Source organism: Chelatococcus sp. KU-N122 (genome assembly GCF_055391085.1).
The window spans coordinates 2,198,946-2,225,260 of record NZ_AP043981.1 but is presented as its reverse complement, the minus strand read 5'-3'; the positions used below and the strand labels follow the sequence as shown (position 1 = coordinate 2,225,260).

Annotated in this window: 24 protein-coding genes, 1 tRNA gene and 1 pseudogene; 15 read left to right on the top strand and 11 right to left on the bottom strand. The window is 68.4% G+C overall.

The genetic code is table 11. The features are described 5' to 3' along the window. Nucleotides 1–150: 150 nt before the first annotated feature. Nucleotides 151–651, top strand: coding sequence for a hypothetical protein (locus ACZ5PO_RS09920; RefSeq protein WP_464192819.1), 501 nt, complete (start codon nucleotides 151–153; stop codon nucleotides 649–651). Nucleotides 652–1,353: 702 nt separating this feature from the next. Here ACZ5PO_RS09920 and ACZ5PO_RS09915 read toward each other — a convergent pair. Then, entirely contained in the window at nucleotides 1,354–1,617 is a 264-nt protein-coding gene (locus tag ACZ5PO_RS09915) for a hypothetical protein (protein WP_464192817.1), read from the bottom strand. 1,423 nt (nucleotides 1,618–3,040) lie between these two features. On the opposite strand from ACZ5PO_RS09915, the gene ACZ5PO_RS09910 reads away from it, so the two are divergent. After that, nucleotides 3,041–3,595: an ABC transporter substrate-binding protein gene (locus tag ACZ5PO_RS09910; RefSeq protein WP_464192815.1), complete on the top strand. Its 555-nt coding sequence runs from the start codon at nucleotides 3,041–3,043 to the stop codon at nucleotides 3,593–3,595. 701 nt (nucleotides 3,596–4,296) lie between these two features. Further along, nucleotides 4,297–4,668, top strand: a pseudogene (locus ACZ5PO_RS09905) (recombinase family protein); the annotation flags it as partial. Nucleotides 4,669–4,704: 36 nt separating this feature from the next. Here the strand turns inward: ACZ5PO_RS09905 and ACZ5PO_RS09900 are convergent. Next, the gene (locus ACZ5PO_RS09900; protein ID WP_464192813.1) at nucleotides 4,705–4,869 is read right to left on the bottom strand and encodes a hypothetical protein; all 165 of its coding nucleotides are present in this window, start codon (nucleotides 4,867–4,869) and stop codon (nucleotides 4,705–4,707) included. On the opposite strand from ACZ5PO_RS09900, the gene ACZ5PO_RS09895 reads away from it, so the two are divergent. Beyond that, entirely contained in the window at nucleotides 4,813–5,931 is a 1,119-nt protein-coding gene (locus tag ACZ5PO_RS09895; RefSeq protein WP_464196786.1) for a recombinase family protein, read from the top strand. The genes ACZ5PO_RS09900 and ACZ5PO_RS09895 overlap by 57 nt on opposite strands. Here the strand turns inward: ACZ5PO_RS09895 and ACZ5PO_RS09890 are convergent. From ACZ5PO_RS09890 to mnmA, 3 genes are all read right to left on the bottom strand, one after another. After that, nucleotides 5,888–5,964 (bottom strand) — tRNA-Met (locus ACZ5PO_RS09890). The genes ACZ5PO_RS09895 and ACZ5PO_RS09890 overlap by 44 nt on opposite strands. Before the next feature lie 223 nt (nucleotides 5,965–6,187). Continuing rightward, nucleotides 6,188–6,862 carry a class I SAM-dependent methyltransferase gene (locus ACZ5PO_RS09885; protein WP_464192811.1) on the bottom strand — a complete coding sequence of 225 codons (675 nt, stop codon included), beginning with the start codon at nucleotides 6,860–6,862 and terminating at the stop codon, nucleotides 6,188–6,190. Between the two features lie 131 nt (nucleotides 6,863–6,993). Beyond that, nucleotides 6,994–8,157 carry a tRNA 2-thiouridine(34) synthase MnmA gene (gene mnmA, locus ACZ5PO_RS09880; protein ID WP_464196784.1) on the bottom strand — a complete coding sequence of 388 codons (1,164 nt, stop codon included), beginning with the start codon at nucleotides 8,155–8,157 and terminating at the stop codon, nucleotides 6,994–6,996. 398 nt (nucleotides 8,158–8,555) lie between these two features. Here mnmA and sciP point away from each other — a divergent pair, with 398 nt between their 5' ends. Further along, nucleotides 8,556–8,831 (top strand): CtrA inhibitor SciP, encoded by a 276-nt coding sequence (gene sciP / locus ACZ5PO_RS09875; RefSeq protein ID WP_188612529.1) that lies wholly within the window; start codon nucleotides 8,556–8,558, stop codon nucleotides 8,829–8,831. 165 nt (nucleotides 8,832–8,996) lie between these two features. Here sciP and ACZ5PO_RS09870 read toward each other — a convergent pair whose 3' ends face one another. The 3 genes from ACZ5PO_RS09870 to ACZ5PO_RS09860 all read right to left on the bottom strand — a co-directional run bounded on the left by ACZ5PO_RS09870 (nucleotide 8,997) and on the right by ACZ5PO_RS09860 (nucleotide 11,843). Then, nucleotides 8,997–9,920 (bottom strand): class I SAM-dependent methyltransferase, encoded by a 924-nt coding sequence (locus ACZ5PO_RS09870; RefSeq protein ID WP_464192808.1) that lies wholly within the window; start codon nucleotides 9,918–9,920, stop codon nucleotides 8,997–8,999. After that, on the bottom strand, nucleotides 9,917–10,948 hold the full coding sequence (locus tag ACZ5PO_RS09865; protein WP_464192806.1) for a lysylphosphatidylglycerol synthase transmembrane domain-containing protein: 1,032 nt from the start codon (nucleotides 10,946–10,948) through the stop codon (nucleotides 9,917–9,919). The genes ACZ5PO_RS09870 and ACZ5PO_RS09865 overlap by 4 nt, the downstream gene beginning before the upstream one ends. Nucleotides 10,949–11,444: 496 nt before the next feature. Next, nucleotides 11,445–11,843, bottom strand: a complete 399-nt coding sequence (locus tag ACZ5PO_RS09860) for a flagellar export protein FliJ (protein WP_464192804.1) — start codon at nucleotides 11,841–11,843, stop codon at nucleotides 11,445–11,447. Between the two features lie 581 nt (nucleotides 11,844–12,424). Between ACZ5PO_RS09860 and ctrA the strand changes: the two genes are divergently transcribed. Further along, entirely contained in the window at nucleotides 12,425–13,126 is a 702-nt protein-coding gene (ctrA, locus tag ACZ5PO_RS09855; RefSeq protein ID WP_464192802.1) for a response regulator transcription factor CtrA, read from the top strand. Nucleotides 13,127–13,335: 209 nt separating this feature from the next. Here ctrA and chpT read toward each other — a convergent pair whose 3' ends face one another. Further along, nucleotides 13,336–13,974, bottom strand: coding sequence for a histidine phosphotransferase ChpT (chpT, locus tag ACZ5PO_RS09850; RefSeq protein WP_464192799.1), 639 nt, complete (start codon nucleotides 13,972–13,974; stop codon nucleotides 13,336–13,338). A gap of 149 nt (nucleotides 13,975–14,123) precedes the next feature. On the opposite strand from chpT, the gene ACZ5PO_RS09845 reads away from it, so the two are divergent. The 3 genes from ACZ5PO_RS09845 (at nucleotide 14,124) to ACZ5PO_RS09835 (ending at nucleotide 17,293) form a co-directional block, all read left to right on the top strand. Next, on the top strand, nucleotides 14,124–15,011 hold the full coding sequence (locus ACZ5PO_RS09845; protein ID WP_464192798.1) for a 3'(2'),5'-bisphosphate nucleotidase CysQ family protein: 888 nt from the start codon (nucleotides 14,124–14,126) through the stop codon (nucleotides 15,009–15,011). Between the two features lie 210 nt (nucleotides 15,012–15,221). Further along, the gene (locus ACZ5PO_RS09840) at nucleotides 15,222–15,794 is read left to right on the top strand and encodes a DUF1134 domain-containing protein (RefSeq protein WP_464192796.1); all 573 of its coding nucleotides are present in this window, start codon (nucleotides 15,222–15,224) and stop codon (nucleotides 15,792–15,794) included. 143 nt (nucleotides 15,795–15,937) lie between these two features. Beyond that, nucleotides 15,938–17,293, top strand: coding sequence for a coiled-coil domain-containing protein (locus ACZ5PO_RS09835; RefSeq protein WP_464192794.1), 1,356 nt, complete (start codon nucleotides 15,938–15,940; stop codon nucleotides 17,291–17,293). 33 nt (nucleotides 17,294–17,326) lie between these two features. On the opposite strand, the gene ACZ5PO_RS09830 is transcribed toward ACZ5PO_RS09835, so the two are convergent. Both ACZ5PO_RS09830 and ACZ5PO_RS09825 read right to left on the bottom strand, forming a co-directional pair. Then, entirely contained in the window at nucleotides 17,327–17,608 is a 282-nt protein-coding gene (locus ACZ5PO_RS09830; protein ID WP_464192792.1) for a hypothetical protein, read from the bottom strand. Beyond that, entirely contained in the window at nucleotides 17,584–19,221 is a 1,638-nt protein-coding gene (locus ACZ5PO_RS09825; protein ID WP_464192790.1) for an AMP-binding protein, read from the bottom strand. The genes ACZ5PO_RS09830 and ACZ5PO_RS09825 overlap by 25 nt, the downstream gene beginning before the upstream one ends. Nucleotides 19,222–19,606: 385 nt before the next feature. Between ACZ5PO_RS09825 and urtA the strand changes: the two genes are divergently transcribed. The 6 genes from urtA to ACZ5PO_RS09795 all read left to right on the top strand — a co-directional run bounded on the left by urtA (nucleotide 19,607) and on the right by ACZ5PO_RS09795 (nucleotide 26,238). After that, complete coding sequence (urtA, locus tag ACZ5PO_RS09820) at nucleotides 19,607–20,893, top strand: urea ABC transporter substrate-binding protein (protein ID WP_464192788.1); 1,287 nt, start codon at nucleotides 19,607–19,609, stop codon at nucleotides 20,891–20,893. Nucleotides 20,894–21,136: 243 nt separating this feature from the next. Then, the gene (urtB, locus tag ACZ5PO_RS09815) at nucleotides 21,137–22,735 is read left to right on the top strand and encodes an urea ABC transporter permease subunit UrtB (RefSeq protein WP_464192786.1); all 1,599 of its coding nucleotides are present in this window, start codon (nucleotides 21,137–21,139) and stop codon (nucleotides 22,733–22,735) included. Nucleotides 22,736–22,755: 20 nt separating this feature from the next. Further along, complete coding sequence (gene urtC / locus ACZ5PO_RS09810) at nucleotides 22,756–23,931, top strand: urea ABC transporter permease subunit UrtC (RefSeq protein WP_464196782.1); 1,176 nt, start codon at nucleotides 22,756–22,758, stop codon at nucleotides 23,929–23,931. After that, a complete protein-coding gene (urtD, locus tag ACZ5PO_RS09805) occupies nucleotides 23,928–24,686 on the top strand; it encodes an urea ABC transporter ATP-binding protein UrtD (protein WP_464192784.1) in 759 nt (252 codons plus the stop codon). The genes urtC and urtD overlap by 4 nt, the downstream gene beginning before the upstream one ends. Before the next feature lie 9 nt (nucleotides 24,687–24,695). Continuing rightward, the gene (gene urtE / locus ACZ5PO_RS09800; protein ID WP_464192782.1) at nucleotides 24,696–25,391 is read left to right on the top strand and encodes an urea ABC transporter ATP-binding subunit UrtE; all 696 of its coding nucleotides are present in this window, start codon (nucleotides 24,696–24,698) and stop codon (nucleotides 25,389–25,391) included. Then, nucleotides 25,366–26,238 (top strand): urease accessory protein UreD, encoded by an 873-nt coding sequence (locus tag ACZ5PO_RS09795; protein ID WP_464192780.1) that lies wholly within the window; start codon nucleotides 25,366–25,368, stop codon nucleotides 26,236–26,238. Before urtE ends, ACZ5PO_RS09795 begins: the two co-directional genes overlap by 26 nt. The last annotated feature ends 77 nt before the right edge of the window (nucleotides 26,239–26,315 follow it).

The following is a 26,315-nucleotide window of genomic DNA, read 5'->3' as shown; positions in this document are numbered from 1 at the left end:
ATCGACACGATGCGGCCCGCGCGTGCGAAGTCCCGGCGCTTCCACAGCGTTATACACTGGGCTTGTGGATAACGTTTCGGGGCGGACGCGCAGCATATCGCGCCTGTTGACCCGCTCGATGTGCAGGCGGTAGCCGGGTAGTAGCTGGCGTTGGATGCGCTGCAGCGCATCGACATTCGCGCCCCTCAGGACGGCATCGTCCATCAGCTCGAGGTGCACACGGTGGGCGGCGTCGGCGGCACCGGCGAGACCCTCATGCTGGTGGTGCCCAAGGCCGATGCGTTGACCATCGAGGCCAAGGTGCAGCCACAGAACATCGACCAGGTGAGCATCGGCCAGGGGGCGATGGTGCGCCTCTCGGCCTTCAGCCAGCGCACCACCCCGGAGCTCTCCGGAACGGTCGCGGTCGTCTCCGCCGATCTCACCCAGGAGCCGCAGCAGCCGCAGGCAGCCCAAGCCGCCCAGGTGGCGGTCAGCTACTACACCGTCCGCGTCGAGCGGCCGCCGGCCGAGCTCGCCTGCCTCGGCGGCCTCAAGCTGGTGCCGGGCATGCCGGCCGAGGGACACATCCAGACCGGCGAGCGCACCGCCATGAGCTACCTGCTGAAGCTCCTCACCGACCAAATCGCCCCCGCCTTCAAGGAGGACTGAGGCGTCATACCGGGCGCGGCGGATGAAAGAGCGATGCCGAGGTGCGGAAACGCCAGAGTCGGCGAAGCAGCCCCCGGGGCCGCCCGGAGCGCCTTCTTGGCCCCGTTGTTTCGCGCCGGCGGGGGCCAATGTGTGTCCACGTTCCGTTGGTTGGCGGCTCGCGCTACGACTGCCGTAGCTCACCGGATTGTGCCGCCTTGCGCTTGGAGCGTTTGCGCGGCTTAGGTGGCTCCTCATTGTAAAGGTCGTCGCCCGGAGCCTTCTCACAGATCGCGAGCGCCTGCATCAATGCCTGCGCGCGCGGCCCCGCGCAGCCGGGGAGAAACCGGCGAACTTCCAAACCGGCGCGATTCTGTCAAAACAGCCCTTGCATGGGGTCAGACCGGTGGGCCTTGCACGCTGGCAGATCGAGCTGATGAAGCGCGTAAATGGTATATGCGTGATCGAGGTCGGCCCTGCTAGCAAACCGAATATACGTCGGACTTTTAGCTATCCCCTCGACAGGGGCCCAGCGTGCTCCTGGTGGCCCCCAATGGCTATGGAGGGCATCGCAAACACAGCAGTGCATGGTCTGTTCGCTGAAATATATCCAATACCGCGCAGAGGGGACGTCGCTCATTGTCCTCCATTCCAGCCGCCGCAAGGCGCTCCACATAGCATGGAGGCGTTGGGCGACAACCCAGGGAACCGCGGACCTGGTATTCACGCATTCGGATAGGAAGACGCTGCGAGCGCCAAATTCCTCCCCGTCTGCGTGATGGAGATGACCGATGTGAAGTCAGAGGCGACGCGGACGCGCACCAACGGCCGCATGCCCTCGCGCCTCGATAGCTGCACGAGAGCCTCAAGGTGATCGGGCGGGATTTCGGCGGCCGCCTTCTTGCCACCGCCGTCAATGAGCCAGCGCAGCGCCGACAGGTAGCGTTCGGTCGGGACACCTTCGGGAAGGCGCGAGGAATAGTTCATAGCCGTCGACCCCCATCAACGCGGTTGCTATGTTAATTGGGGAATGCCCCGAAGCTGGCTTATGTTTCAAGGGCGGCATTCGGCGGCGGGATGCCGCGGCATCGACGGGGGCTTATCTCCCTGCCTCATTGTTCTGTCCCCTCAACAGCCCTCAGCTGGTCAGCTAGCCGTGTACGGCGATCCAAACCGTGTCCTCACGAGTTAGCGGCCCAGGCTGAGCGATGTACTTGTCCCAGCGCCCCGGCCATCGAAGCCGTCAGCGTAATTTCGATGGTCTTCCGATGCTGGGCCTAGGCTGCCCGGGCCGTTTGTCGACGATGTGAGGCGGTATCGTTACCGACTGAGCCACCCTTCTGCCCGTGGGCGTGATGGAGACAACCGATTCGAAATCCGCGCCGACGTGGATGCCGCCAACCGATCGCGGCGACGCTTCGACATAAACAGCCGGCATTCGCGGTGCTCCGACGGGATCTCCAGTAGGCCTTTGCGCCGCCAGCCTGCCAAAGCCAATGCGACGCGGAAAGATAGCACTCCGTCGGGATCTCCTCAGGACGGCGTCTGCGACTCATAGGCGGCCGCCCCCCAGCCCTAGCTCTTATGACGAGGCAGACGGATCAAAGCTGAGCCATCTGGCAAGAGCCAAACCTTAGCCGTGTGAGACAAACCTTATTTGATTTAATGAATTTATACTCATTCTAATTATAATTAAAATGAACCTATATAAGCCCAAATTGTCGGGTCGCCCCCCCACGGGCCCAGATCTGAGACATCTCGCAAGTAGCTCCGATGTCGAAACATTTCCTCATATTTCCGGGGCTATGGGAATTGGAGGCATAGCGGCGCCGCGATGCGAAGCCTTTGAACCGGCGAAGGGCGCCAACTTCCCCAATGGCGAAGTTCGATGGCGCCTCCGGAGGACCACACGCCATTTAGGGGTGTGGCCCGGTGCGTAGCGCCGCACTTCTGTACCCGTCGGCAGGTGCGGCGCAATGGGGGTTTTGCGCGCCCGGGAGCCCCGACGAACGGCGTGCCCCTCTGCGATCCGGCTGCGCCTCCATAATGGAGGTTCAGGTGCGGAGCTCGGGATCCCCACCGCGTCAGCCGCCGCGACTCGACAGAAGTGGCAACACGTACTGATGAACAACATATCCGTTACTTGCGAGCGATTTCAGCTCACACCGGCCTCCTGGAATGGCTCGCCTCCTCGCAGATGTCGATTGCGTTCTTCCCATAGGGCTAGCCCTTTTAGCGGGAGGATATGGGAGATCATCGATCTCCGGTGCAGCGCAGTGTACCGGGGCGACGCGCCATCATTGGATCCCGACGACTTACGGTGCGCACAGGGTGACCCAGACAATAAAGATGCACAGCGTCAGCCCATGAAAGCGCTCGAACAGATAATCAAATTCCGGAGGAAACGAAGATGATGACCACGTCGGATTTTGCGTGCGCGCTTGTCGCGCTTGGCACCGTGCTTATGGCTGGAGCGCCCACACGTGCGGATCAAATCGCACCCGGCGCGACCGATCAGGAGGTCAAGATCGGCCAAACAATGCCGTACAGCGGACCGCTCTCGAGTTCGGGCACGAACGGACGGGCTCAGGCCGCCTTCTTCCGCAAGGTCAATGGAAGCGGCGGGGTGAACGGCAGGACGATCAATCTCGTCTCGCTCGACGATGGCTTCAGTCCTCCCAAGACAGTCGAGCAGACGCGTCGGCTCGTCGAGCAGGATAATGTTGTTCGTACTCTTCGGGCCTTTTGGCACGCCGACCAATGCCGCGACACAAAAATACCTGAATTCGAAGAAGATTCCTGCAATATTCGTTTCGTCTGGTGCCGCCAGATTCTACGATCCGCAGCACTATCCGTGGACATTAGCGTTCGTCCCCTCCGACGCGCGAGCTCCCCATGCATCGGGCTGGAGCGTCGTCCCCTTGCGGGGTTTGCGGACCCCCTTTTGACGTTGCCGGCATGCTGATGGATGCGCACCGAGGACGGGTCGATCATCTGCAGTAGCGCGGCCGGGAAGGCAGCTATAGGAGCGTGAGCATACCGACGCCGCAGGCGGCACGCGGGACCGCCTGCTGGCCCGAGACCGGCTATCAGGACAGTCGCAGGAGGGTCAGCATCGACGGCGCCCTGGCGCCGGAGCCCGGGACCGATTGCCCCATGCGGCCCCGGCTTTGCTCAAGCGATGCGGGAAAGCGGCGGTTGATCGACATCGTTAGCAAGAACGATGCGATAAAATGAACGCGGAGCCTTCACCCCCTCGAGGGCCCAAACGATCCTGCTCGCATTCGCGATTCGTCGGCGACCCTTGCCCATTCGTAGCTGATAAATGCTCTTCCAACCATCCTATTTCCTCGAAATACCTCTCCTTTCTTCTACCAATCAACTCGTGGCCTTCCGCATAGTCAAGCGCTGAGGCATCATGCGTTGAGTATGAGCCTCGCATATCAATTCGGGATTATCCGAAAGAATCGATCCTGCAGCCCTTTGAAGCGCGGACACAGCTTCATCCTCGTTGTCTCGATCTGCCGGGAGTTCGAGACTTGTCCGTAAGCCCCCCAGAAGAGGTCTTGCAGAGCACGCCAGATCGAGCGATTCTACGCCTAGCACGCGCGCTCGCGCGACAAGCCGCCCGAGACTACTACGCCGCCGTGCTGGCGAGGACCGAGGATGCGGAGCGCGATTTACGCCAGATATTCGACCGATCTGCAGAACGAGAAGTCGATCGAAGATCAGGTCGCGCTGTGCCATGGCTACGCCGCCCGTGAGGGGCTAAGAGTCGAGGCGGTCTACGAGGACCATGCGCGGTCGGGCGGTTCCATCCTCGGCCGAGACGGCCTCATGCAGCTGATGGAGCGGGCCCGCGCCGGCGATTTCGACGTCGTCATCGTCGAGGCACTGGACCGCATGTCGCGCGACATGGAGGACCTTGCCGGCATCCACAAGCGCCTCACCTTCATGGGTGTGGAAATCCGCGCCGTGCACGAGGGCGCTGTCAACACGGTGCTGGTCGGGCTTCGCGGTTTGGTCGGCCAGCTCTACCGCGAGGACGGCGCGCTCAAGGTGCGGCGTGGCATGTCAGGCGTCGTGCGCGACGGGCGGCACGCCGGCGGCCGCGCCTATGGATATCGAGCCGATCCCGGCAGCAAGGGCGAGCTCGTCGTCGACGAAGCTGAGGCGGCCGTCATCCGGCGCATCTTCGCGGAGTATGTCGCTGGCGCCACGCCGCGGGATATCGCTCATGGTCTGAACCGCGAAAGAATCGCGCCGCCGCGCGGCCGCAGCTGGAACGCCTCGACCATCAACGGCAACACCCAGCGCGGCAACGGCATTCTACGCAACCGGCTCTACGTCGGCGAGATTGTGTGGAACAAGGTCCGCATGGTCAAAGACCCGGACACGGGACGGAGGGTATCGCGGCCGAACCCGGAAAGCGCCTGGCAGACCGCAAGCGCCGATGATCTGGCCATCGTGCCGGCCGAGCTATTTGCTGCCGCACAGGAGCGAAAGGCGGTCAACGCGCCCCTTAAGGCCGAGCACCAGCGCCGTCCTCGGCACATGCTGTCCGGCCTGTTGCGCTGCGGCTGCTGTGGCGCCGGCATGTCGACCAACGGAAAGGACAAGTCAGGCCGGATCCGCATCCGGTGCTCGGCGGCGGCGGAGAGCGGCACGTGCCCTGATCCCAAGACCTTCTATCTCATCGCTGTCGAGAACGCGGTCTTGGCCGGCATGCGGGCTGAGCTGGGCCATCCGAAGGTGATCGCCGAATATGTTCGGGAGTTCCATGCGGAGATGCGGCGGCTGCATGCTAAGGCGGGCGCGCAGCGCAGCCGAATCGAGCGGCGCATCGCGGAGATCGATCGCGAGCAAACCGCGCACCTCGACCACATGCTAAAGCAGGTGCCAGGAAGCGCCACTGCGACCCGAATGGCGACTCTGATCGATGAGCTTGAGGTTGAGGCCGACCGGCTGCGCGCCGACCTCGCCACCGCGCCGGAGCCTCCGCCTCTGGTCGCGCTGCATCCGACGGCCCTCGCTCAATATAAGCGCCAGCTCGAGCGCCTTCAGGAGGCTGTGACCGCCGGCATCGCCGCGGGCGACGGGGAAGCGGCGGCGGCGTTGCGCGATCTGGTGGAGAGGGTAACCGTCTATCGCAACGCGGATGTGGCTGGCGGCGTGAAAATCGAGATTGAAGGCCGGCTCAATGCCCTCTTGGGCGAAACCGCATTCCCCAACCGCGTGAGAGGAGTGTGGGGAGCGGTGGTAGCGGAGGAGGGACTCGAACCCCCGACACGCGGATTATGATTCCGCTGCTCTAACCAGCTGAGCTACCCCGCCTCGGCACCGCCGATGGAAGGTGCGCATATAAGGAAGGTGCCTGGAGCCTGTCAAGGAATCGTGCCGGCGGGGGCGCGTCCGATGTCCAAAATTGTCCGTCGCCTGCGTCGTGGCCCGTCAGGCAAAGGGCCGCCGCGCGCCCCGAAAACGTCTCCTGGACAGGTCGAGATCCGTCAGCTCGACAGCGCCGGTCGTGGGGCCGCAGAGCCCGGCCCCGGTGGGCTCAGGCCCGCTTCCTGAGCCGCAGCACCTTGAAGAAGCCGGCCGGCGGCATCGGATCGACGGCGATGAGCTCGACGTCGCCGTGGCGCTTGGCCCAGGCCTCGATGCGGGCGATCTTGAAGGCGGACGACCAGCCCACCTTGCTGGCGAGCGGCGCCACGGCTTCCTCGATGCGTGCCACCGGGCCGTCCGCCACGCCGAAATGATTGACCAGGATGATCTCGCCGCCCGGCTTCACCACGCGCTTGAACTCGTCGAGCGCCCCCTCCGGGTCCGGCACCAGCGTGATCAGCATCTGGGCGCTCACCGCGTCGAAGGCGCCGTCGGCGAAGCCGAGCCGGCAGGCATCCATGACGGCAATGCCCTTGACGTGGCTGAGGCCGTGCTTCCGCACCTTCTCCACCGAGAGGGCCAGCATGTCCGGCGACAGGTCGGTGGCGATGACGTTGCAGTCGCGTGGGTAGTCCTCCAGCGCCATGCCGGTGCCCACGCCCACCTCCAGGATATTGGGGCCGCAGGCGACCGCCGCCTGAACCGCCGCCAGGCGCCCCGGCGCGGTGAGCCGGCGGTAGGTGAGGTCGTAGAACGGGGCCCAGCGGGCGTAGGCCTTCTTCATCAAGGCCATGTCCGGCTGCCGGAGCGTCTGCTCCTTGGGCTCTCCCGACGTCAGCGTCATCTCTTGCCCCCAAAACCAGTGCCGATGTGCGTACCGGGGCGCGATGGCGTCGAGCCCCCATCCCACCCCAGCTATCTCAACCCCATGACCTTTGCGCAAAGCCTCCCGCGGCGGCAATCGGCCGCCGGGGCTCAGGCGGTCGCCGCCGCCAGCACCTGCGGGCGCGGGCGGGGCGCAGCCTCGATGGTGCCGCCGCCGAGCACCCGCGCTGCGCCGGCGGCGCCGTCGTAGATGACGCAGGCCTGGCCGGGCGCCACGCCCTGCTCGCCCTCCACCAGCTCGATCTCGACGGTGTCGCCGCTGCGGCGCAGCAGCGCCGGCCGCGGCGGCCGGGTGGACCGCACCCTGACCGCCACCTCGAGCCCATCCTCGGGCAGCGCCTCCCACGGCGCATCGCCGAGCCAGGCGAGGTCGCGCAGCCGGATGCGCGTCGTGGCCAGCGCCTCGCGCGGCCCCACCACCACCTGGGCGCGGGCGGCGTCGAGCGCCACCACGTACAGCGGCTCGGCGGTAGCGATGCCGAGGCCGCGCCGCTGGCCTACGGTGAAGCGGATGATGCCGTCGTGGCGGCCGAGCACCCGCCCGTCCAGGTGCACGATCTCGCCCGGCGACACTGCCTCGGGCTTCAGCCGCTCGATCAGCTGGGCGTAGCGGCCGTTGGGCACGAAGCAGATGTCCTGGCTGTCGCTCTTGTCGGCGATGGCGAGGCCGAACGAGCGCGCCAGCGCCCGCGTCTCCGCCTTGGTCATGCCGCCCAGGGGAAACCGCAGCATGTCGAGCTGCTCCTGGGTGGTCGCGTAGAGGAAATAGCTCTGGTCACGGTCCGGGTCGGCGGCGCGAAACAGCCCGCGGTGGCCGTTCGGCAGCAGGCGGCTCGCCACGTAATGGCCGGTCGCCAGCACGTCGGCGCCGATGTCGCGGGCCGTCTCCAGCAAATCGGCGAACTTGATCGAGCGGTTGCACTCGATGCACGGGATCGGCGTCTCGCCGGCCAGATAGGCGTCGGCGAAGCGGTCGATGACGGCGGCGCGGAAGCGATCCTCGTAGTCGAGCACGTAGTGGGGGATGCCGAGGCGGTCGGCCACCCGACGGGCGTCGTGGATGTCCTGGCCGGCGCAGCAGGCGCCCTTGCGGTGCGTCGCCTCGCCGTGGTCGTAGAGCTGCAGCGTGATGCCGGTGACGTCGTAGCCCGCCTTGGTCAGCAGCGCCGCCACGACCGACGAGTCGACGCCGCCCGACATGGCGACGACGACGCGCGTGTCCTGTGGCGCCTTCGCCAGGTCGAGGCTGTTCAGGGGCTCGAGACTGTTCAGGGGCGGGCTGCTCATCACACGTGAACTCGAAAAAGGCCGGGGCCGCGGGCACCCCGCCCGCATCGGTCAGGGCCAGATCCAAAAAACCTGGAGCATTGTCCATCCGCCGGATGCGCATCTCCGGCGGACACGCTGCTCCGCTTTGTCTTATCGCGTCCGCCGCCGCCGCGCCACCGCGGCCCGCGCCGGCGCGCCCGTCCGCTGCCGCACCGACTGTTCCATCCTGGAGCAAAGTGCTCCGCGCCCGGGCGCGAATCGCAACAGCCTGTTCACCAAGATCAGACGGGAGCAAACGTCAAGTCTCATTTTAGCCAAATCTTAAAGGCGGCGGCCTAGGCTTTCGATCATCGACATGGGTCAGTTGAGTTTGTGAGCGTACCATGAGCGAAGGCCACCGCCCGAGGGTCAAATACGTCATCGGGCCCGACGGCAGCCCCCTCACCATTGCGGACCTGCCACCGGCCAACACACGGCGCTGGGTCATCCGGCGCAAGGCTGAGGTCGTCGCCGCGGTTCGGGGCGGCCTGCTCAGCCTGGAGGAAGCCTGCAGCCGCTACACCTTGACGGTGGAGGAATTCCTGAGCTGGCAGCAGTCGATCGAGGAGCACGGCCTGCCGGGGCTGCGCACCACGCGCATCCAGCTCTACCGGCAGTAGGCCGCACAGGCCCTGTCGACGGCTGGAGCATGTCCCGATCACTGGAGCATGTCCCCATCAGATGGCCTCATCTGATCGGGTCGACATGCTCCAGGTCTTTTCATCTGGAGCGCGGCTGAACGCGCGGCCCCCCTCCCGGCCGCATGCCGCCGGTAGGTGACGCCTTCACCCGCGCGTCTTCTTCAGCCACAGGCTCGTCTCGAAGGCGCCGGGCGGCAGCGGCAGCGCACCGACGGCGCGCTGCACCGCGTCCGCCATGCGCGTCGCCGCGTACCAGCTGGCGAAGCTGATCTCGTAGCCGCCGCCCTGCAGCAGGGCGCCGATGGCGATCTGCTCGTTGTAGCCGCGCCAGCTCCACGATGCCGGGTAGGGATCCGGCAGGAACACGTCGTGCACGTGGATGTGGACGCCCGGCGGCAGCCGCGGCAGCACGTCGAGCAGCAGCCGGTCCACGTCGGTCCCGGGCATGGCGACGTGGCTGGAATCGATGAACAGCAGATCGCCGGCCCGCAGCTCGGCAAACACCGCCGCATCGACCTCTTCGGCGAAGGCCGGAATGTGCCGCACCGACGCGAGGTCGAGCGGCGCCCGCGGCGCCGGATCGATGGCGACGAGCGTGCCGCCCTCGCCGCCGTCGTGAAGCGCCCGCGCCAGGAAGCGGGTGGAGTGGCCGGAGCCGACCTCGACGATCAGCCGCGGCGCCAGCCGGCGGACGATGACGTAGGCCGCCGCGGCATCCAGGCGTGGAAACCAGCTCTGCGACCAGCGCAAGTCCGGACCGTCCGGGGGGATGGCGCGCAGCGCCCCCTGCGCCTGGCGCATGTCGCCGAGCAGCCGCTCCATGCCCGGCCGGGCGGCGTCGAACAGGGCTTCCAGCGCGGGATAGGCGGGGCGGCGACCGGGCCGGGCATAGCGGTAGGGGATGAACCAGCCGCCGCCGTCGCGGCCGGCCAGCGCCCTGAGCCCGAGCTTCAGCCGGCGCAGGCGCCGGGCGAGGCCTGGGCCCAGCTGAGCGGCGACCTGGCGGCCATAGGTGGCGAGGATCGCGCGGCCGGCCCTCTCGCCCGCCTCGGGCGACAGACCGCTCATGCGGCTTTGTCGTTGCCCGGGCTGGTGACGCGCGCCGGCACGGCGACCGGCGCCGGCGGGGTGGCGGCGCCCGTCGGATTGGCGTGGGCGAGCCGGTCCTGCAGCGTCTGCGCCAGGCGCGAGCGCTCGAACAGCACGACGACGATCAGCGCGAAGGCGAGCGGAATGAGCAGGTAGAGCAGCCGGAACACCAGCAGCGCGACGAGGACCTCGGCCTTCGGCACGCCGGGCATGGCGGTGATGAACACCGCCTCGAGCACGCCGAGGCCGCCGGGGGCATGCGAGGCGAGGGCCGCCGAGAACGAGGCGAGGAACACGCCGAGCACGACGAAATAGCCGGGGTTGCTCGTTTCCGGCAGGGCGAAATAGATGATCGCCGCGGCGCCGAGCAGCTCCAGCGGCGCGGCCAGCAGCTGCCGTCCGACGATCGGCAGCCGCGGATAATAGATGGCGAAGCTGCCGAGCTTGATGGGCCGGAACTCGAGCCACGAGCCCGCGACGTACAGCGCCACGAGGCCAAGCATGCCGGCGCCGAGCGCCACCGCCGACCAGCTCGGCATGTCGAACAGGCGATGGACGATCTCCGGCTCGAACACCAGCACCAGCCCGCCGAGCAGCACCGTGCCCAGGCCGAAGGTGAACGAGCAGAGCGCCACCAGCACGCCCACCTCGGCGATGCTGAGCCCCATGGTGCCGTACGCCCGCAGACGCACCATGGCGCCGGACAGCACCGAGGCGCCGATGCTGTGGGACAGCGCGTAGGTGGTGAAGGACACGAGCGAGATGACCGGCCACGGCAGGTGCTTGCCGAGGTGCAGCAGCGCGATGCGGTCGTACCAGGCGAGCGCGGCATAGGCGACCGCGGTGCCGACGAGCGCGCCCAGCCAGTGCAGCGGCGAGATCGCATAGAAGGCCTTGCCTACGTCGGCGAGCGAGATGCCCGCCAGCTCGCGGTAGAGCAGCCAGCCGGAGAAGACGACGGCGGCCAGCCCGATCACGGGCCAGACGTATTCAAGATGCTTCTTCATTCTCAGCCGGGCTCGCGCTCGGGCGCGCTCTGGAGGCTTCGGGCGTTGCAGGGCCATCTGTGCCCGACGCTCCTCGCCGCCGCAAGTCGCTTGTGCCGAACCCGTCGCGCAAAGCGCCGCGGTGGCGCCCGTCCAGGGCGGCAGGGAGGGTGGTCGATGGTCGCGCCCGGCCGCTTGCGGCTGTCGGATGCACGGATCTCGTCGCGCTGCGACGGGGGAGCCGGACGCACCCATAGCCGCCGGCGTTGCGGCAACGGCCGCCGCCCGCCCCGCCAGGCCCGCCGCGCTCAGGCTGGCCTGCTTCCCGCGGGGCCCCGGGCGCGGAGCCTCTGCCCTGCCGCCGCGACCCGGCGGGGAAGACCAGGGCGGCCGCGAGGCAGCTTCGCTACGCTATCAAGAAGGGGGTTCATCGCGGCGGCCGCGCCGACGCTCGCGCGCTCCGGGGCGCAGCCGCCGGTTGTGGCGGGGCTTGGCTCAGGCTTGGTCGAGGCCCGGCTCAGGCGCCGGCGCGGCTCATCCGGCCGCCCACGGCGCGGGCCTCGGCCGGGCGCCAGTCGTCGCCGGAGCGCTCGCGGTCGTCGAGGCTTTCCGCCTTCCTGAGCTCCTCCACCGCCTCGGCCAGCTCGGCCTTGGCCTCGGCGAGCTGCTCCTTCAGTTCGGCCGCCGAGCTGACGAGATTGTCGCGGCGGCCGCGCGCCGCCTTGGCATAGGTCGGATAGGCGAAATGGTTCGGATCGGCATGCCCCGAGCGCGCCTCCTCCTGGGCGATCTCACGGTCGAGATCGCCAGCCATGCGCTCGAACTCGGCGATCATCATTTCGATCTGAGTGGTTCGGCGGCGCTTCTCCTGAGCGCGGAAGCGCTTCAGACGCAGAACCGTATCACGCGATTTCATCGGCACCTCGACGTCACGCCGGAGCTTGTCGATCCGATCAGATGAGCCCATCCGACCGGGGCATGCTCCGGCTATTTCAATCTGGAGCGCTGCTCCCTGACCGGGTGGGACCACCCGGTCGGGGAGAAGCGCCGGCGGGCTCCGTCCGCCCATGTCCCGTCGGCGGTAACCATGCCGACAAGAGGTTGAGCCTTCCTTACCGCGAGCGCGCCACGATCTGCCGGCGGTCGCCTCCAAATCGCCACAGCGCGGCAACTTTTTGTTTACCGACGGCGGCCACAGTCGCGGCCGCGGGCCGTGCCGAGCGGCACCCTGGCCCCTGAGTCAATTGAATCACTTATGGCGATCCGTTAATGTAGTGCTCGAACATTGGAAAATCCGGGAAACACAAGCTTGTGTAGACACTTAGGAGAAATTCCGACAGTGACGTGCCCGGTGCCCTTGCCTGGACTTATCAGTTTTTGTTAACCCTTGTCCGTTAACGTTCGAATCGGATCGACATGGGGCGGACCGCGCGGAACAGGCGTGGACCGTCAATGGGGCGGTTTCGCCCATGGCCGAGGCGACGTTGGGGAGCTGACATGCGCGTTCTGCTCATTGAAGACGATAGCGCGACGGCGCAAAGCATCGAGCTGATGCTCAAGTCCGAGAGCTTCAATGTCTATGTCACCGACCTGGGTGAAGAAGGCGTCGACCTCGGCAAGCTCTATGATTACGACATCATCCTGCTCGACCTGAACCTGCCGGACATGTCCGGCTACGAGGTGCTGCGGTCGCTCCGGGTGGCCAAGGTGAAAACCCCGATCCTGATCCTGTCGGGCATGGCGGGGACCGACGACAAGGTGCGCGGGCTCGGCTTCGGCGCCGACGACTACCTGACCAAGCCGTTCCACAAGGACGAGCTCGTCGCCCGCATCCATGCCATCGTCCGCCGCTCCAAGGGCCACGCCCAGTCGGTGATCACCACCGGCGACCTCGTCGTCAATCTGGACACCAAGACCGTCGAGGTGGACGCCCAGCGCGTCCATCTGACCGGCAAGGAATACCAGATGCTGGAGCTGCTCAGCCTGCGCAAGGGCACCACGCTGACCAAGGAGATGTTCCTGAACCATCTCTATGGCGGCATGGACGAGCCAGAGCTGAAGATCATCGACGTCTTCATCTGCAAGTTGCGCAAGAAGCTCGCCAACGCCTCGGACGGCAAGAACTACATCGAGACCGTGTGGGGCCGCGGCTACGTGCTGCGCGAGCCCAATACCGGCGACGAGCGCATTCCCGCCTGAGCGCGGAGGCGCCGCCGATGGCGCCGTAGCGGTGATGGCCGGGCTCGATCCGGCCGCCTCGACCGGCTTGGCACGCGGCAACGCCGGCCCCGGCGACCCGCAGCCTGTTCAGAATTCCCGTATCGATGCACGGCCTGCGGCGGTCACGCCGCGGCGGCGGACCAGGGCGCCTCGCGATCGGGTGGTTCCACCCGATCGGGCCCTCCCTTTTAGGCCCGCGGGGCGGCGGTGATGGTCACCACGTCGCCGTCGAGGGCAAAGCTCACGTCCATGCCGGCGGCGTCCGCCACCAGTCCGGCGTAGAACGGCTGGATGGCATGCGCATCGACCGCCCCGTCCGCGGCGCGGCCCGCCATCAGCTCGGGCGCGTGCGGCGGAATGCGCGCGTTGAGGCCCTTGGCTCTGATGACGAACCTGGCGCCGTCCTCCAGCACCTCGACGTCCAGCGCGCCGCCGCGCGGAATGGCGTTGTCGGCGATGAGGACCAGGTTGAGCAGCAGCTTGACCCTGTTCTTGGGCAGCAGCAGGCGCGGCCCGGTCCAGCCGAGGGTGGTGTTCTCGTCGCTGACGAAGGCGCGCGCCACGTGCTCGGCATCGCCGGTATCGATAGTGGCCCCCGCCGATCCGGCGGCGCCGAAGGCGAGACGCGCGAATTGCAGCCGCGCCGAGGCCTGCCGCGCGCTCTTGGCGATGAGGTCGAAGGCGAGCTCGCGCATCGAGGCGTCTTTTTCGTCCTCCAGCACCTCCAGCCCGTTGACGATCGCCCCGACCGGGCTGATGACGTCGTGACAGACGCGGCTGCACAGCAGGGCGGCGAGGTCGAGCGCTTCGAGCGTCACGGCGGTCATGCGATCCTCTCGACGATTGTCGCGGCGGGGGGCCTTCAGGTCTGGATGGAATAGCCGCGGACTCTATGTCCATCCTGTCGGGAGGCCGCACGGCGGGCTCTGATACACGCCTGCCGACCGATTGAAAAGGCAAGGAGCATATGAACGCCATGAGCGAGGCACCCGCGCCGGGCCGCACCGAGGACGGGGCCGGCCCGCCCGTCGGCGACCGCGAGGCCCTGGCCGAGACGCTGGGGGCGATCGCCCGCCGCGCCGGCGGCGTCATCCTGGAGGTGGAGCGCAAGGGCCTCCAGGAGCGGGAAAAGCCCGACGGCAGCCTGTGCACGGCAGCCGACATCGCCGCCGAGGAGCTGATCATCGATGCCCTCGCCCGCGCCTTTCCCGGCGTGCCCGTCGTCGCCGAGGAAAGCGCCGCGACCTTCGAAGGCGAGCTCACGTCCCACTTCTTCCTGGTCGACCCGATCGACGGCACCAGCGATTTCATCGCCGGCACCGGATCCTACACGGTCAACATCGCGCTGGTGGAGCACGGCCGGCCCGTGGCCGGCACCATCTACGCGCCGGGCCTGAAGCGCCTGTGGATCGCCGGCCGCAGCGCGCGCGTCATCGGCTGCGAGGCGGACACCAGCGCGCCGGGCGGCAGCTGGACGACGCTGCGCACCCGCCGCGCGCCGGTGGAGGGGCTGGTCGCGGTGGCGAGCCTGCGGCATGGCGACGCCGCGACCGAGCAGTTCCTGGCCCGGCTGCCGATCCGCGCCCGCTCCAGCGCCTCCTCGTCGCTCAAGTTCTGCGCGGTCGCGGCCGGGGAAGCCGACGTCTATCCCCGCTTCGGCCGGACGATGGAGTGGGATACGGCCGCCGGCCAGGCCATCCTGGAAGCCGCCGGCGGCGTTGTCGTCGACGGCGAGGGCCGGCCGTTCCGCTACGGCTCGGCCGGGGGCGGCTTCGCCAACGGCCCGTTCATCGTCTGGGGCGACCCGGAGGCGGCCGCCCGTTACATGAGCCCCCAGGCCGACCCCGCGCCGGGGGGCGCCTGACTGCCGTGGCGCGGAGTCGAGATTTGTCGCAGCGGCGCCTTGGCGGCGTCACGATTGCCAGGTGTGGTGCATCGACGTTTCCCGCCCCCCGTTCAGGGCCCTCGGACTCCGGCGCCAAGCGCAATTCAAGAGCGCCTTCATGCGGCCACGGATCCGAGCGCGCCCGCCGCGCCGCTCCACCGACCCCAACATCCAGCCCGCGAGGCCCCCATGACAGCGATCGTCCGCGCCATCCTGGTCTCAGCCCTCGTCGCCTTCGCCTTGCCGGCACTCGCCCAGGGGCCGCGCATCCGCGAGGGTGACACCTTCAAGCCGGAGGAGATCGTCCAGTCCGGCCACAAGTTCTTCGGCACCGTGTCGCGCGGCATCGCGCTCACCGTGCAGGAGGCCGTCAAGCGCTGGGGCGAGCCGAACGGCTACATCCTGGGCCAAGAGGGCTCGGGGGCGTTCTTCGGCGGCCTGCGGTTCGGCGAGGGCGTGCTCTACACCCGCAACGCCGGCGACCTGAGGGTCTTCTGGCAAGGGCCGTCGGTCGGCTTCGACTTCGGCGGCGAAGGCGCGCGCACCATGATGCTGGTCTATAATCTGCCGGCGACCGAGGGTATCTTCGGTCGTTTCCTGGGGCTCGACGGCTCGGCCTATGTCGTCGGCGGCTTTGGCATGACGGCCGCGGTCCGCGATAATATGATCGTGGTTCCCATCCGCACCGGCGTCGGCGCCCGGCTCGGCGTCAACATCGGCTATCTGAAGTTCACCCCCACGGCCACGTGGAATCCGTTCTGACGATCCAGGGCATCGGACCCAAAAGTGGACACCGGTCTTGGGAAAAATCCGATGCTGAGACAAAGAGCTGGAGCGGCGGCACCGAGTCCGTCGGAGCGTCCGCCGCTTGAGCGGCGCCGGCACGAATGCCCAGGAGCTTGCCCGTGATCGAAACGGCGATGATCTTCGCTCTCGGGTTCTTCACCGCCACCTTCTTCACGGTCCTGGCGGTGCCGGCCATCAGCGCCCGCGCCGAGCGGCTGGCCAGGCGCCGCGCGCAGGCCCAGTTCCCCCTGTCGCTGGACGAGATCGCCGCCGAGCGCGACCACCTGCGCGCCGAATTCGCGGTCTCCGCCCGCCAGCTGGAGCGCCGCAATGAAGCCCTGCTCGGTGACAAGACGGAGGCGCTGAGCGAGGTCGGCCGCCAGCAGATCGCGATCAAGAGCCTCACCGAAGAGCTGTCGACGACGAAGACCAGCCTGACGCAGGTCCGCGGCGAGGCGGCCGACCTCGCCGGCGAGCTCGCCGCCACGCGCGACCGGCTGGCGCGCACCGAGGCCGATCTCGACGACACGCGCAAATCGCTGAGCGTGCGCGAGGCGGCGGCCGAACGGCTGGAGGCGGAGAACCACCAGTCACGCAACACGCTGGAGAGCCAGCGGGTCGTCATCGCCGAGTTCGAGGCCAAGGTCGCGTCTCTCGAAGGTAACCTGGCCAGCGATGCGCAGGTGTTCGCCAAGCTCACCCGCGACCTTGCGGTGCAGAAGGAGGCCAACGCCGAGCTGGAGCGGGGGCGGATGGCCGATCACAAGGCGGCGGCGGCGCTGGCCGACCGGATCGCCAGCCTGGAGCGCCTGCGCGACGATCAGAGCGAGCGCATCGCCGGGCTGGAGAAGGCGGAGCGCGAGCTGGCGCGCCGGCTGACCGACACCAGCGTCGCCGCCTCGCGCCAGACCGAGGCGCTCAAGGCCAACGCCGCGCGCCTGGCCTGGCTCAGCAGCGAGCTCGAGGCGGCGAAGGGGAGCCTCAAGAGCAATGCCGAGGCGGCGCGCGCCTCGGTGCGAAGCGCGACGGACGACCTGGAGATGCTGCGGGCGGAGAGGTCGTCGCTCGAAGGCGCGCTGGACCAGGCCCGCAGCGACCGCCTGGCGCTGCAGCGCGAGGTCACCCAGCTGAAGCGCGAGCTCGCCGGCCGCATCTCCGCCGGCGGCCCGCGCCGCGGCCGCGCCGCCGCGATCGGCGCCCTGAACGGCGCGGCCGACGAGCAACAGCCGGCCGAGCCCGCCGATGCGGACGGCCCGGGCGAGCTCGGCGCCCTGCGCAGCGACCGCGCCAAGCTGCAGCGCGAGGTGGCCCGGCTGAAGCGGGATCTCTCCGCCGGCCGGACCGAGATCGAGGCCAGCAATGCGGCGTTGCGCCAGCGCATCGAGCAGGTCGCCGATGCCATCATGCGGCGGCCACCGGCCAAGCCCGATGCCGCGAACCTGGCCCGCCCCAAATCGGGACGCGCCAGGAGCTGACAGGCCGCGGGAGCACGGAACGGGGACGGCGGGTCAGCCGGCGCCGACGCGGACCTCGTGGCGCAGCTGCAGCTTGCCCAGGGCGGCGCGGAGCTCGTCGAGCTCCTTGGCGCCGACGGCACCGTCGAGCTGGATGGACGCGAAGCTGCCGTGCTGGGGATGCGGCCCCACCTCGACACGGACCGGCACGCCGTCGCCGACGAGCGTCCGCGTCAGCCGCTCCAGGGTGATCTGCGCCGCCAGGTGGCGGAGCTGCGGCTTGAAGATCTTGCCCACGGCCGTGAGCGGCATCAGCGGCAGGACGATGATTTCCACCGGCACCGCCGCCCGCTCGGCGATGTGCTGGCGGGCGAAGTCCTGGATCTCCTCGGGCGTGGCCTGGGCCCCGCCTTGAGCTGCACGAAGCCGACCGGCAGCTCGCCGGCATAGCCGTCCGGCCGGCCGACGGCGGCGGCCGATTCCACCGCCGGGTGGGCGTGCAGCACCTCCTCGATGACGGCCGGGTCGAGGTTGTGGCCGCCGCGGATGATGATGTCCTTGGCCCGTCCGGTCAGCCAGACGTAGCCATCCGCGTCGAGCCGCCCGAGGTCGCCGGTGTCGAGCCACGGCCCGCCCAGGCTCCACGCCGCCCTGGTCTCGTTCGCCATCGGCTCGACCCAGGCGCCGCGGTTGTGGGCCTCGTCGGCATAGCCGCCGAACAGCTGGCGGCCGCGCACCAGCACGTGGCCGATCTCCCCCGGGGGGAGGACGCGCTGCACGGCCCCGCCGGCGACGTCGGCCACGATGATCTCCATGTAGGGCACGCGCAGGCCGATGGAGCCCAGCCGGCATTCGCCAAGGCCGGGGTTCATGGTGCCGAAGCCGTGCACCTCGGTCATGCCCCAGCCTTCCACCAGCGGCGCACCGACCGTCTCGGTCACCGCCTTGGCGACCTCGGGCGCGATCGCCGAGCCGCCGCTCTGGCAGATCTTGATGCTCGACAGGTCGAAGCCGTCGGTGGGCACGTTGAGCGCCGCGCCCCAGCTCGTCGGCACCATGCCGAGCACCGTCGGCTTGAACCGCTGCACGAGCGCCCAGAGGTTCTTGACCACGACCGGGTTGCGGTAGCCGGCGGCGGTTGGGATCACCACCGTGGCGCCCTGCGCGAACGGCGCCAGCCCGGCGCAGGTGGCGCCACCGACGTGGAACGGCGGCAGGCCGTTGAACCAGGTCTGCTCCGGCCCGGTCAGCATCATCTCGGCATTGGTCCAGCTCTGCGCCAGCAGGCCGCGATGGGTGTGGCGGGCGAGCTTGGGCGCACTCGTGGTGCCGCCGGTGTGGAACAGCGAGGCGACGTCGTCGAGCCCGATGGCGCGCGTGAAGGTCAGCGCCGCGGGTTGGCGCGCCAGCTCGGTCTCGAAATGCAGCGCATCGACGTCCGGCCGCTGCGCCGGGCCACCGACGCGGATCACCGCGGCGAGGCCCGGCAGCTCGGCCCGCACCGCCTCGACCTTGGCCCAGATGCCCGGAAACAACTCCGGATCCGGCCCCAGCAGCACCTTGGCGCCGGCGCTGCGCAGCAGGCCGACGATATGCTCCTTCTCGAGCAGGAAATTGATGGGGTTGGCCATGCCGGCGTACTGGGCGCCGAAGATGGCGACGAAGGTCTCCGGCGCGACCGGCAGCAGCATCGATACGGCGTCCTGCGGGCCGACGCCGAGCGCATGGAACAGGTTCGCCGCCTGGATGATCTGGCGGCCGAACGCAGCGTAGGTGATGTCCCGGCTCGGCTCCTCGGGCAAGCCCTCGCGCAGGAAGCGCATGGCGAGCCGGTCCGGATGGCGCGCGCTGACGCTCTGGAGCAGCTCGAATACGGACGTGGCCGGCACGCGTTCCTCGAGCGGGACGCTCTCGAGCGCCTCCACGTCGGCCAGGTTCCGGATCGCCATGATTGTCCACTCCCTCTGTCTTGTCCCGGAGTCGCGGCCCGCGGCCGCCCGCCTTGACGCGCAAGTGACCACGGTGCGGTTCGCAAGATCAAGTGATCCGATTGGAGCCAGTCGATACTGATCAATTAATGGTCATTTTACGCAAAACAGACTATAAATTGCCCATTATGATCAAAATCTGAGCCGCTACGCCCCGCCCTCACGGCCGGCCGTTGCTCCGCCGACCGCGCCGCAGCCACTTCCTTGGGCGGGCCGGAAAGCGGCCCTGCATCACCACGTTGATTTGCCCGCCCCGCGATGGTCGCGGCGGCGCCGGCCGTGTTCCGCACCGTGGCACAGGCCTTGCGAACGGCCAGCCGTAGCCATTCAGGCGGGAGGCAAAGACATGAAATGGGGTGTGAAACAGCTGGTGGCGGCGCTCGCCATCGGCGGCGGCATCGCGGCGGCGGCACCGGCGCAAGCGCAGGAGACCATCAAGGTCGGCATCTTGCACTCCTTGTCCGGCACCATGGCGATCAGCGAGACCACGCTCAAGGACGTGATGCTGATGCTCATCGAGGAGCAGAACAAGAAGGGCGGCGTGCTCGGCAAGAAGCTCGAGGCGGTCGTGGTCGACCCGGCCTCCAACTGGCCCCTCTTCGCCGAGAAGGCGCGCGAGCTGATCACCAAGGACAAGGTCTCGGTCGTGTTCGGCTGCTGGACCTCGGTCTCCCGCAAGTCGGTGCTGCCGGTCTTCAAGGAGCTCAACTCGATCCTGTTCTACCCCGTCCAGTACGAGGGCGAGGAGAGCGAGCGCAACGTGTTCTACACCGGCGCCGCTCCCAACCAGCAGGCGATCCCGGCCGTCGACTACCTGATGAAGGACGAGGGCGTGAAGCGCTGGGTGCTGGCCGGCACCGACTACGTCTATCCGCGCACCACCAACAAGATCCTCGAAGCTTACCTCAAGGCAAAGGGCGTCGCGGCCGAAGACATCATGATCAACTACACGCCGTTCGGGCATTCCGACTGGCAGACGATCGTCGCCGACATCAAGAAATTCGGCTCGGCCGGCAAGAAGACCGCCGTTGTCTCGACCATCAACGGTGACGCCAACGTGCCCTTCTACAAGGAGCTCGGCAACCAGGGCATCAAGGCGACCGACATCCCCGTGGTGGCCTTCTCGGTCGGCGAGGAGGAGCTCGCCGGCCTCGACACCAAGCCCCTCCTCGGCCATCTGGCCGCCTGGAACTACTTCGAGTCGATCAACACGCCGGCCAACGACGCCTTCATCAAGGCCTGGCACGACTTCACCAAGAACCCCAAGCGCGTCACCAACGACCCGATGGAAGCCCACTACATCGGCTTCAACATGTGGGTGAAGGCGGTGGAAAAGGCCAAGTCGACCGATCCGGACAAGGTGATCGAGGCGCTGCCCGGCATCAAGCAGGACAACCTCACCGGCGGCACCTCGGAGATGCTTGCCAACCACCACATCACCAAGCCGGTCTACATCGGCGAGATCAAGGCCGACGGCCAGTTCGACGTGGTCTGGAAGACGAGCGAGCTGGTTCCGGGCGCCGCGTGGTCGCCCTACCTGGAAGGCTCCAAGGACCTGAAGGCCGACTGGGTCGAGCTCAAGTGCGGCAACTTCAACACCAAGACCAACAAATGCGGCGGCGCCTCGAACTAGTGGCATCGATGGTGTGATCTTGAGGGTAGATCCTCTCAACCGTCATGGCCGGGCTTGACCCGGCCATCCATCCACTCAGGAGACGCCCCGTCGGTCAGCCCTATCGGGCTGGAGTTTTCCCAAAGCGATGGATGGCCGGGTCAAACCCGGCCATGACGAGGGGAGAACGACGCGGGGCAACATGCCATCGCCGGCGCCATCGCCGGCACGTTTGAACGCCTCGATCGATGGCGGAGGTCCCGCATGATGCGCCTGTTCGCGCTCGTTCTGCTGCTCGTCGGTGGCCTGGCCGTCCGGCCGGCCCACGCCCAGGACCTCGACACGGCCCTCGCCAAGCTCGCCGGCGCCAACGGCTACGCCGAGATCGAAGCCGGGGTTGCGGCACTCGCGGCCACCGGCTCGCCCGAGGCCCTGCCGATCATCGAAGGCCTGAGCGACGGCCGCCTCTACGTCGACCCGCAGAGCCGCATCCTCGTCCTCAAGACATCCGACGGCCGCTACGTCGACGCCAAGTCCGGGGCCGCCGTCACCGCCAATGCGGCCCAGCTCACCGCCGTCCGCGTCAACAACCGGGTGCGCCGGGCGATCGAGTCGAGCGTCGGCGCGCTCAGGCTGGTCGCCAAGGACCCCGCCGCCCGCGCCGAGGCCGCCGACGCGGTGTTCAAGGCCCGCGATCCGGCCGCGCTGCCGGCGATCGCCCAGGCGCTGGCCCGCGAGACCGACACCGCCGTCAAGCAGAAGCTCACGGACGCACAGGCTGCCGCCCGCCTGATGGACGCGGCCACGAGCGATGCCGACAAGATCGCCGCCGTCGGCATCGTCGCCAGGCGCGGCGACCAGGACGCGCTGGCGCTGCTCGGCGCCGCGGGCAGCCAGGCGAGCCCCGCCGTGAAGCCGGCTATCGAGAGCGCCACCGCCTCGATCCAGAGCCGGCTCGCCCTGCTGGAGAACGTCCAGAACGTCTGGTACGGCATCTCGCTGGGCTCGGTGCTGCTGCTCGCCGCCATCGGCCTCGCCATCACCTTCGGCGTCATGGGCATCATCAACATGGCCCACGGCGAGATGGTCATGCTCGGCGCCTACACCACCTACGTCGTGCAGGAGGCGGCCCGCACCTATGCGCCTCACCTGTTCGGCTGGACGCTGCCGGTCGCGGTGCCGCTCGCCTTCCTGCTCGCCGGCCTGGTCGGGGTGCTGATCGAGCGCACGGTGATCCGCTATCTCTACGGCCGGCCGCTGGAGACGCTGCTCGCCACCTGGGGCATCAGCCTGATCCTGCAGCAGGCGGTGCGCTCGGTGTTCGGCCCGACCAACCGCGAGGTCGGCGCGCCCTCCTACATGTCCGGTTCCTTCGACGTCTTCGGCCTGTCGATCACCTACGGCCGCATGTGGATCGTGGTGTTCAGCCTGGTGGTCTTCGTGGGCCTGCTGGCCGTGCTGCGCGGCACCTCGTTCGGCCTCAAGATGCGGGCGGTGACGCAGAACCGGCGCATGGCCTCGTCCATGGGCATCCGCACGCCGTGGATCGACACGCTCGCCTTCGGCCTGGGCTCCGGCATCGCCGGCATCGCCGGCGTGGCGCTCGCCCAGATCGACAACGTCTCGCCCAACCTCGGCCAGAGCTACATCATCGACAGCTTCCTGGTGGTGGTCTTCGGCGGCGTCGGCAATCTGTGGGGCACGCTGGTGGCGGCCCTGACGCTCGGCGTCGCCAACAAGCTGCTGGAGCCCTTTGCCGGCGCCGTGCTGGGCAAGATCCTGCTGCTCGTCTTCATCATCCTGTTCATCCAGCGGCGGCCGCGCGGGCTCTTCGCCCAGAAGGGCCGGGCGGTGGAAGCATGAGCAACCCCGAGGCTGCATCCATGGGGCGCCGTCCGCTTCTGCTCGGCCTGATCGACGGCAAGGGCTGGATCTTCCTGGCGGTGGTCGCCGCCGCCGCCGTGCTGGTGCCGCTGCTCAATCTGGCAGTGCCGGAGGGCTCGGCCTTCCACGTGCCGACCTATGTCGTGGCGCTCATCGGCAAATACCTCTGCTACGCCCTGCTCGCCGTCGCGCTCGACCTGGTGTGGGGCTATTGCGGCATCCTCTCGCTCGGCCACGGCGCCTTTTTCGCCCTGGGCGGTTACGCCATGGGCATGTACCTGATGCGCCAGATCGGCACGCGCGGCGTCTACGCCAACCCGATCCTGCCGGACTTCATGGTGTTCCTGAACTGGAAGGAGCTGCCGTGGTACTGGCACGGCTTCGACAGCTTCCCGTTCGCGGGCCTCATGGTGCTGCTGGCGCCGGGCCTGCTGGCGCTCGTCTTCGGCTGGCTGGCGTTCCGCTCGCGCGTCACCGGCGTCTACCTGTCGATCATGACGCAGGCCATGACCTTCGCCCTGCTGCTCGCCTTCTTCCGCAACGACATGGGCTTCGGCGGCAACAACGGCCTCACCGACTTCAAGGACATCCTAGGCTTCAACGTGCAGGCGCAGACGACGCGCTGTGCCCTCTTCGTCGCCACCGCCATCGCGCTGGTGCTCGGCTATCTCGTCGCCCGCTACATGGTGACCTCGACCTACGGCAAGGTGCTCATCGCCATCCGCGACGCCGAATCGCGCACCCGCTTCCTGGGCTACCGGGTCGAGACCTACAAGGTCGTCGCCTTCGTCGTCTCGGCCATGATGGCAGGCGTCGCCGGCGCCCTCTACGTGCCGCAGGTCGGCATCATCAACCCGTCCGAGTTCTCCCCGGCCAACTCCATCGAGGCGGTGATCTGGGTGGCGGTGGGCGGCCGCGGCACGCTGGTGGGCGCAGCGCTCGGCGCCGTCCTCGTCAACTTCGGCAAGACCTACCTCACCGGCGCGCTGCCCGAGATCTGGCTGTTCGCGCTCGGCCTGCTGTTCGTCGTCGTTACGCTGTTCCTGCCCAAGGGCATCGTCGGGCTGCTCACCCAGAAGCGGCAGCAGCGGCAGGACATCTCTCCCGTCGAGGAGAGCCTCGCCGCCGAGGCCGGCATCGGCGACACCGGCGCGGCGGAAGGAGGCAAGGCATGATCCCGGACCGAGGGCTCACCAACACCGTCCTCTACCTCGACGGCGTGTCGAAGACCTTTGATGGCTTCCGCGCCATCAACAACCTCGCGCTCACCCTGGAACACGGGGAAATGCGAGCGATCATCGGCCCCAACGGCGCCGGCAAGACGACCATGATGGACATCATCACCGGCAAGACCAAGCCGGACGAGGGCGACGTCTATTTCGACGGCACCACCGACCTCACCGCGCTCGACGAGGCGGCCATCGCCAACCTGGGCATCGGGCGCAAGTTCCAGAAGCCGACCGTGTTCGAGAGCCACACGGTGGCGGACAACATCCGCCTGGCGCTGAAGGACGAGCGTGGCCCCTGGTCGGCCCTGTTCGGCGCCCGCAACCGCATCTCGCCCGAGCGCATCGAGCGCATCCTGGAGATCGTGCGGCTGATCGACCACCGCGAGCGCATGGCGGCCGACCTGTCCCACGGCCAGAAGCAGTGGCTGGAGATCGGCATGCTGCTCGCCCAGGACCCCAAGCTGCTTCTGGTCGACGAGCCGGTGGCCGGCATGACCGACGCCGAGACCGCCGCCACCGCCCACCTGCTGCGCGACATCGCCCGCGATCACTCGGTGGTGGTGGTGGAGCACGACATGGCCTTCGTGCGCGACCTCGACTGCAAGGTGACGGTGCTGCACGAAGGCTCGGTGCTGGCCGAAGGCACGATCGACGCGGTGTCGAGCAACGACCGCGTCATCGAAGTGTATCTCGGGCGCTGAGGGCGGGGCATGCTGAACGTCGAAGCCATCGACCTCTACTACGGCGCCTCCCAGGCCCTGCGCGGCGTCTCGCTTCAGGCGGAGATCGGCCAGGTGACGTCGGTGCTCGGCCGCAACGGCGTCGGCAAGACCTCGCTGATGCGCGCCATCGTCGGCCAGCAGGCCATCGCCAGGGGCGCCATCGTCTGGAACGGCGAGAACATCTCCAGGCTCGCCCCCTACGACCGCGCCCGGCGCGGCATCGCCGTGGTGCCGCAGGGGCGCGAGATCTTCCCGCTGCTGAGCGTCAAGGAGAACCTGGAGACCGGCTTTGCGCCCCTGCCGCGCAAGCAGCGCTTCGTCCCGCCCGAAATCTTCGAGCTGTTTCCGGTGCTCAAGGACATGCTGGGGCGCCGCGGTGGCGACCTTTCCGGCGGCCAGCAGCAGCAGCTCGCCATCGGCCGCGCCCTGGTGACGCGCCCTCGCCTGCTCGTGCTCGACGAGCCGACCGAGGGCATCCAGCCGTCGATCATCAAGCAGATCGGCCACGCCATCGACACCTTGCGCAAGGGCGGCCAGATGGCCATCGTGCTGGTCGAGCAGTACTTCGAGTTCGCGCGCGACCTCGGCGACACCTACGCGGTCATGGACCGGGGGCAGGTGGTGCTGGCGGGCGAGCGGGCGAGCATGGTCGAGAGCGATGTCCGTCAGCGTCTCTCCGTCTGAGGTGCGAGGAGAGCCGATCGCCGGCACTGCACCGCCGCCGGCCGCTCTGCCCGCCTTCGTGCGGGCCAAAGGGCTGGTCCGCCTGGGCTTAGCCGCGACCGCGCGCGGCACTCACCTCACCGATCTGGCCGAGAGCGGCGGCTATCGTATCAAGTTCCCTCGCACGGGGGCAGTGCCGGAGGCGGTGCTGATCAACACCGGCGGCGGCATGGCCGGCGGCGACCGGCTGGCCATCGACGTCACCATCGGGGCGCAGGCCGAGGCCGTGTTCACCACCCAGGCGGCCGAGAAGGTGTACCGCTCCGACGGCGGCGAGACCGCCGTCGCCACACGCCTCGACCTGGGCGCGGCGGCCCGCTTCGACTGGCTGCCGCAGGAGGCCATCCTGTTCCGCGGTAGCCGCCTCGCCCGCCGGCTCGACGTGGCGATGGCGGCCGACGCCCGCCTGCTCGTCGCCGAGAGCATCGTCTTCGGCCGCCTCGCCATGGGCGAGCAGCTGACGACGGGGAGCCTGCGCGACCGCTGGCGCATCCGCCGCGCCGGGCGGCTGGTCTTCGCCGAGGAGCTGGCGCTCGCCGGCGCGCCGGCCGCCCTGCTCGACCGGCCGGCGCTCGGCGGCGGCGCGCGCGCCGTCGCCACGGTGCTCGCGGTGGCGCCCGACGCGGAGGCCCGGCTGGCGCCGCTGCGCGAGGCCCTGGCCGGCGCGACCTGCGACTGGGGCGCCAGCGCCTGGAACGGCATGCTCGTCGCCCGCTTCGCCGGCGCCGACGCGCAGGCGGTGCGCCGCGACCTCGGCGCATGCCTGGTCGAGCTGCGCGGCCGGCCCCTGCCGCGGTCTTGGCTTTAGGTTTGCTTGTCTAGCCCTTGCTCTTGTGTAGCCCTCGCTTGTAGCCCCTGCGCCGCCACGGCTTGACCCCGCCCTCC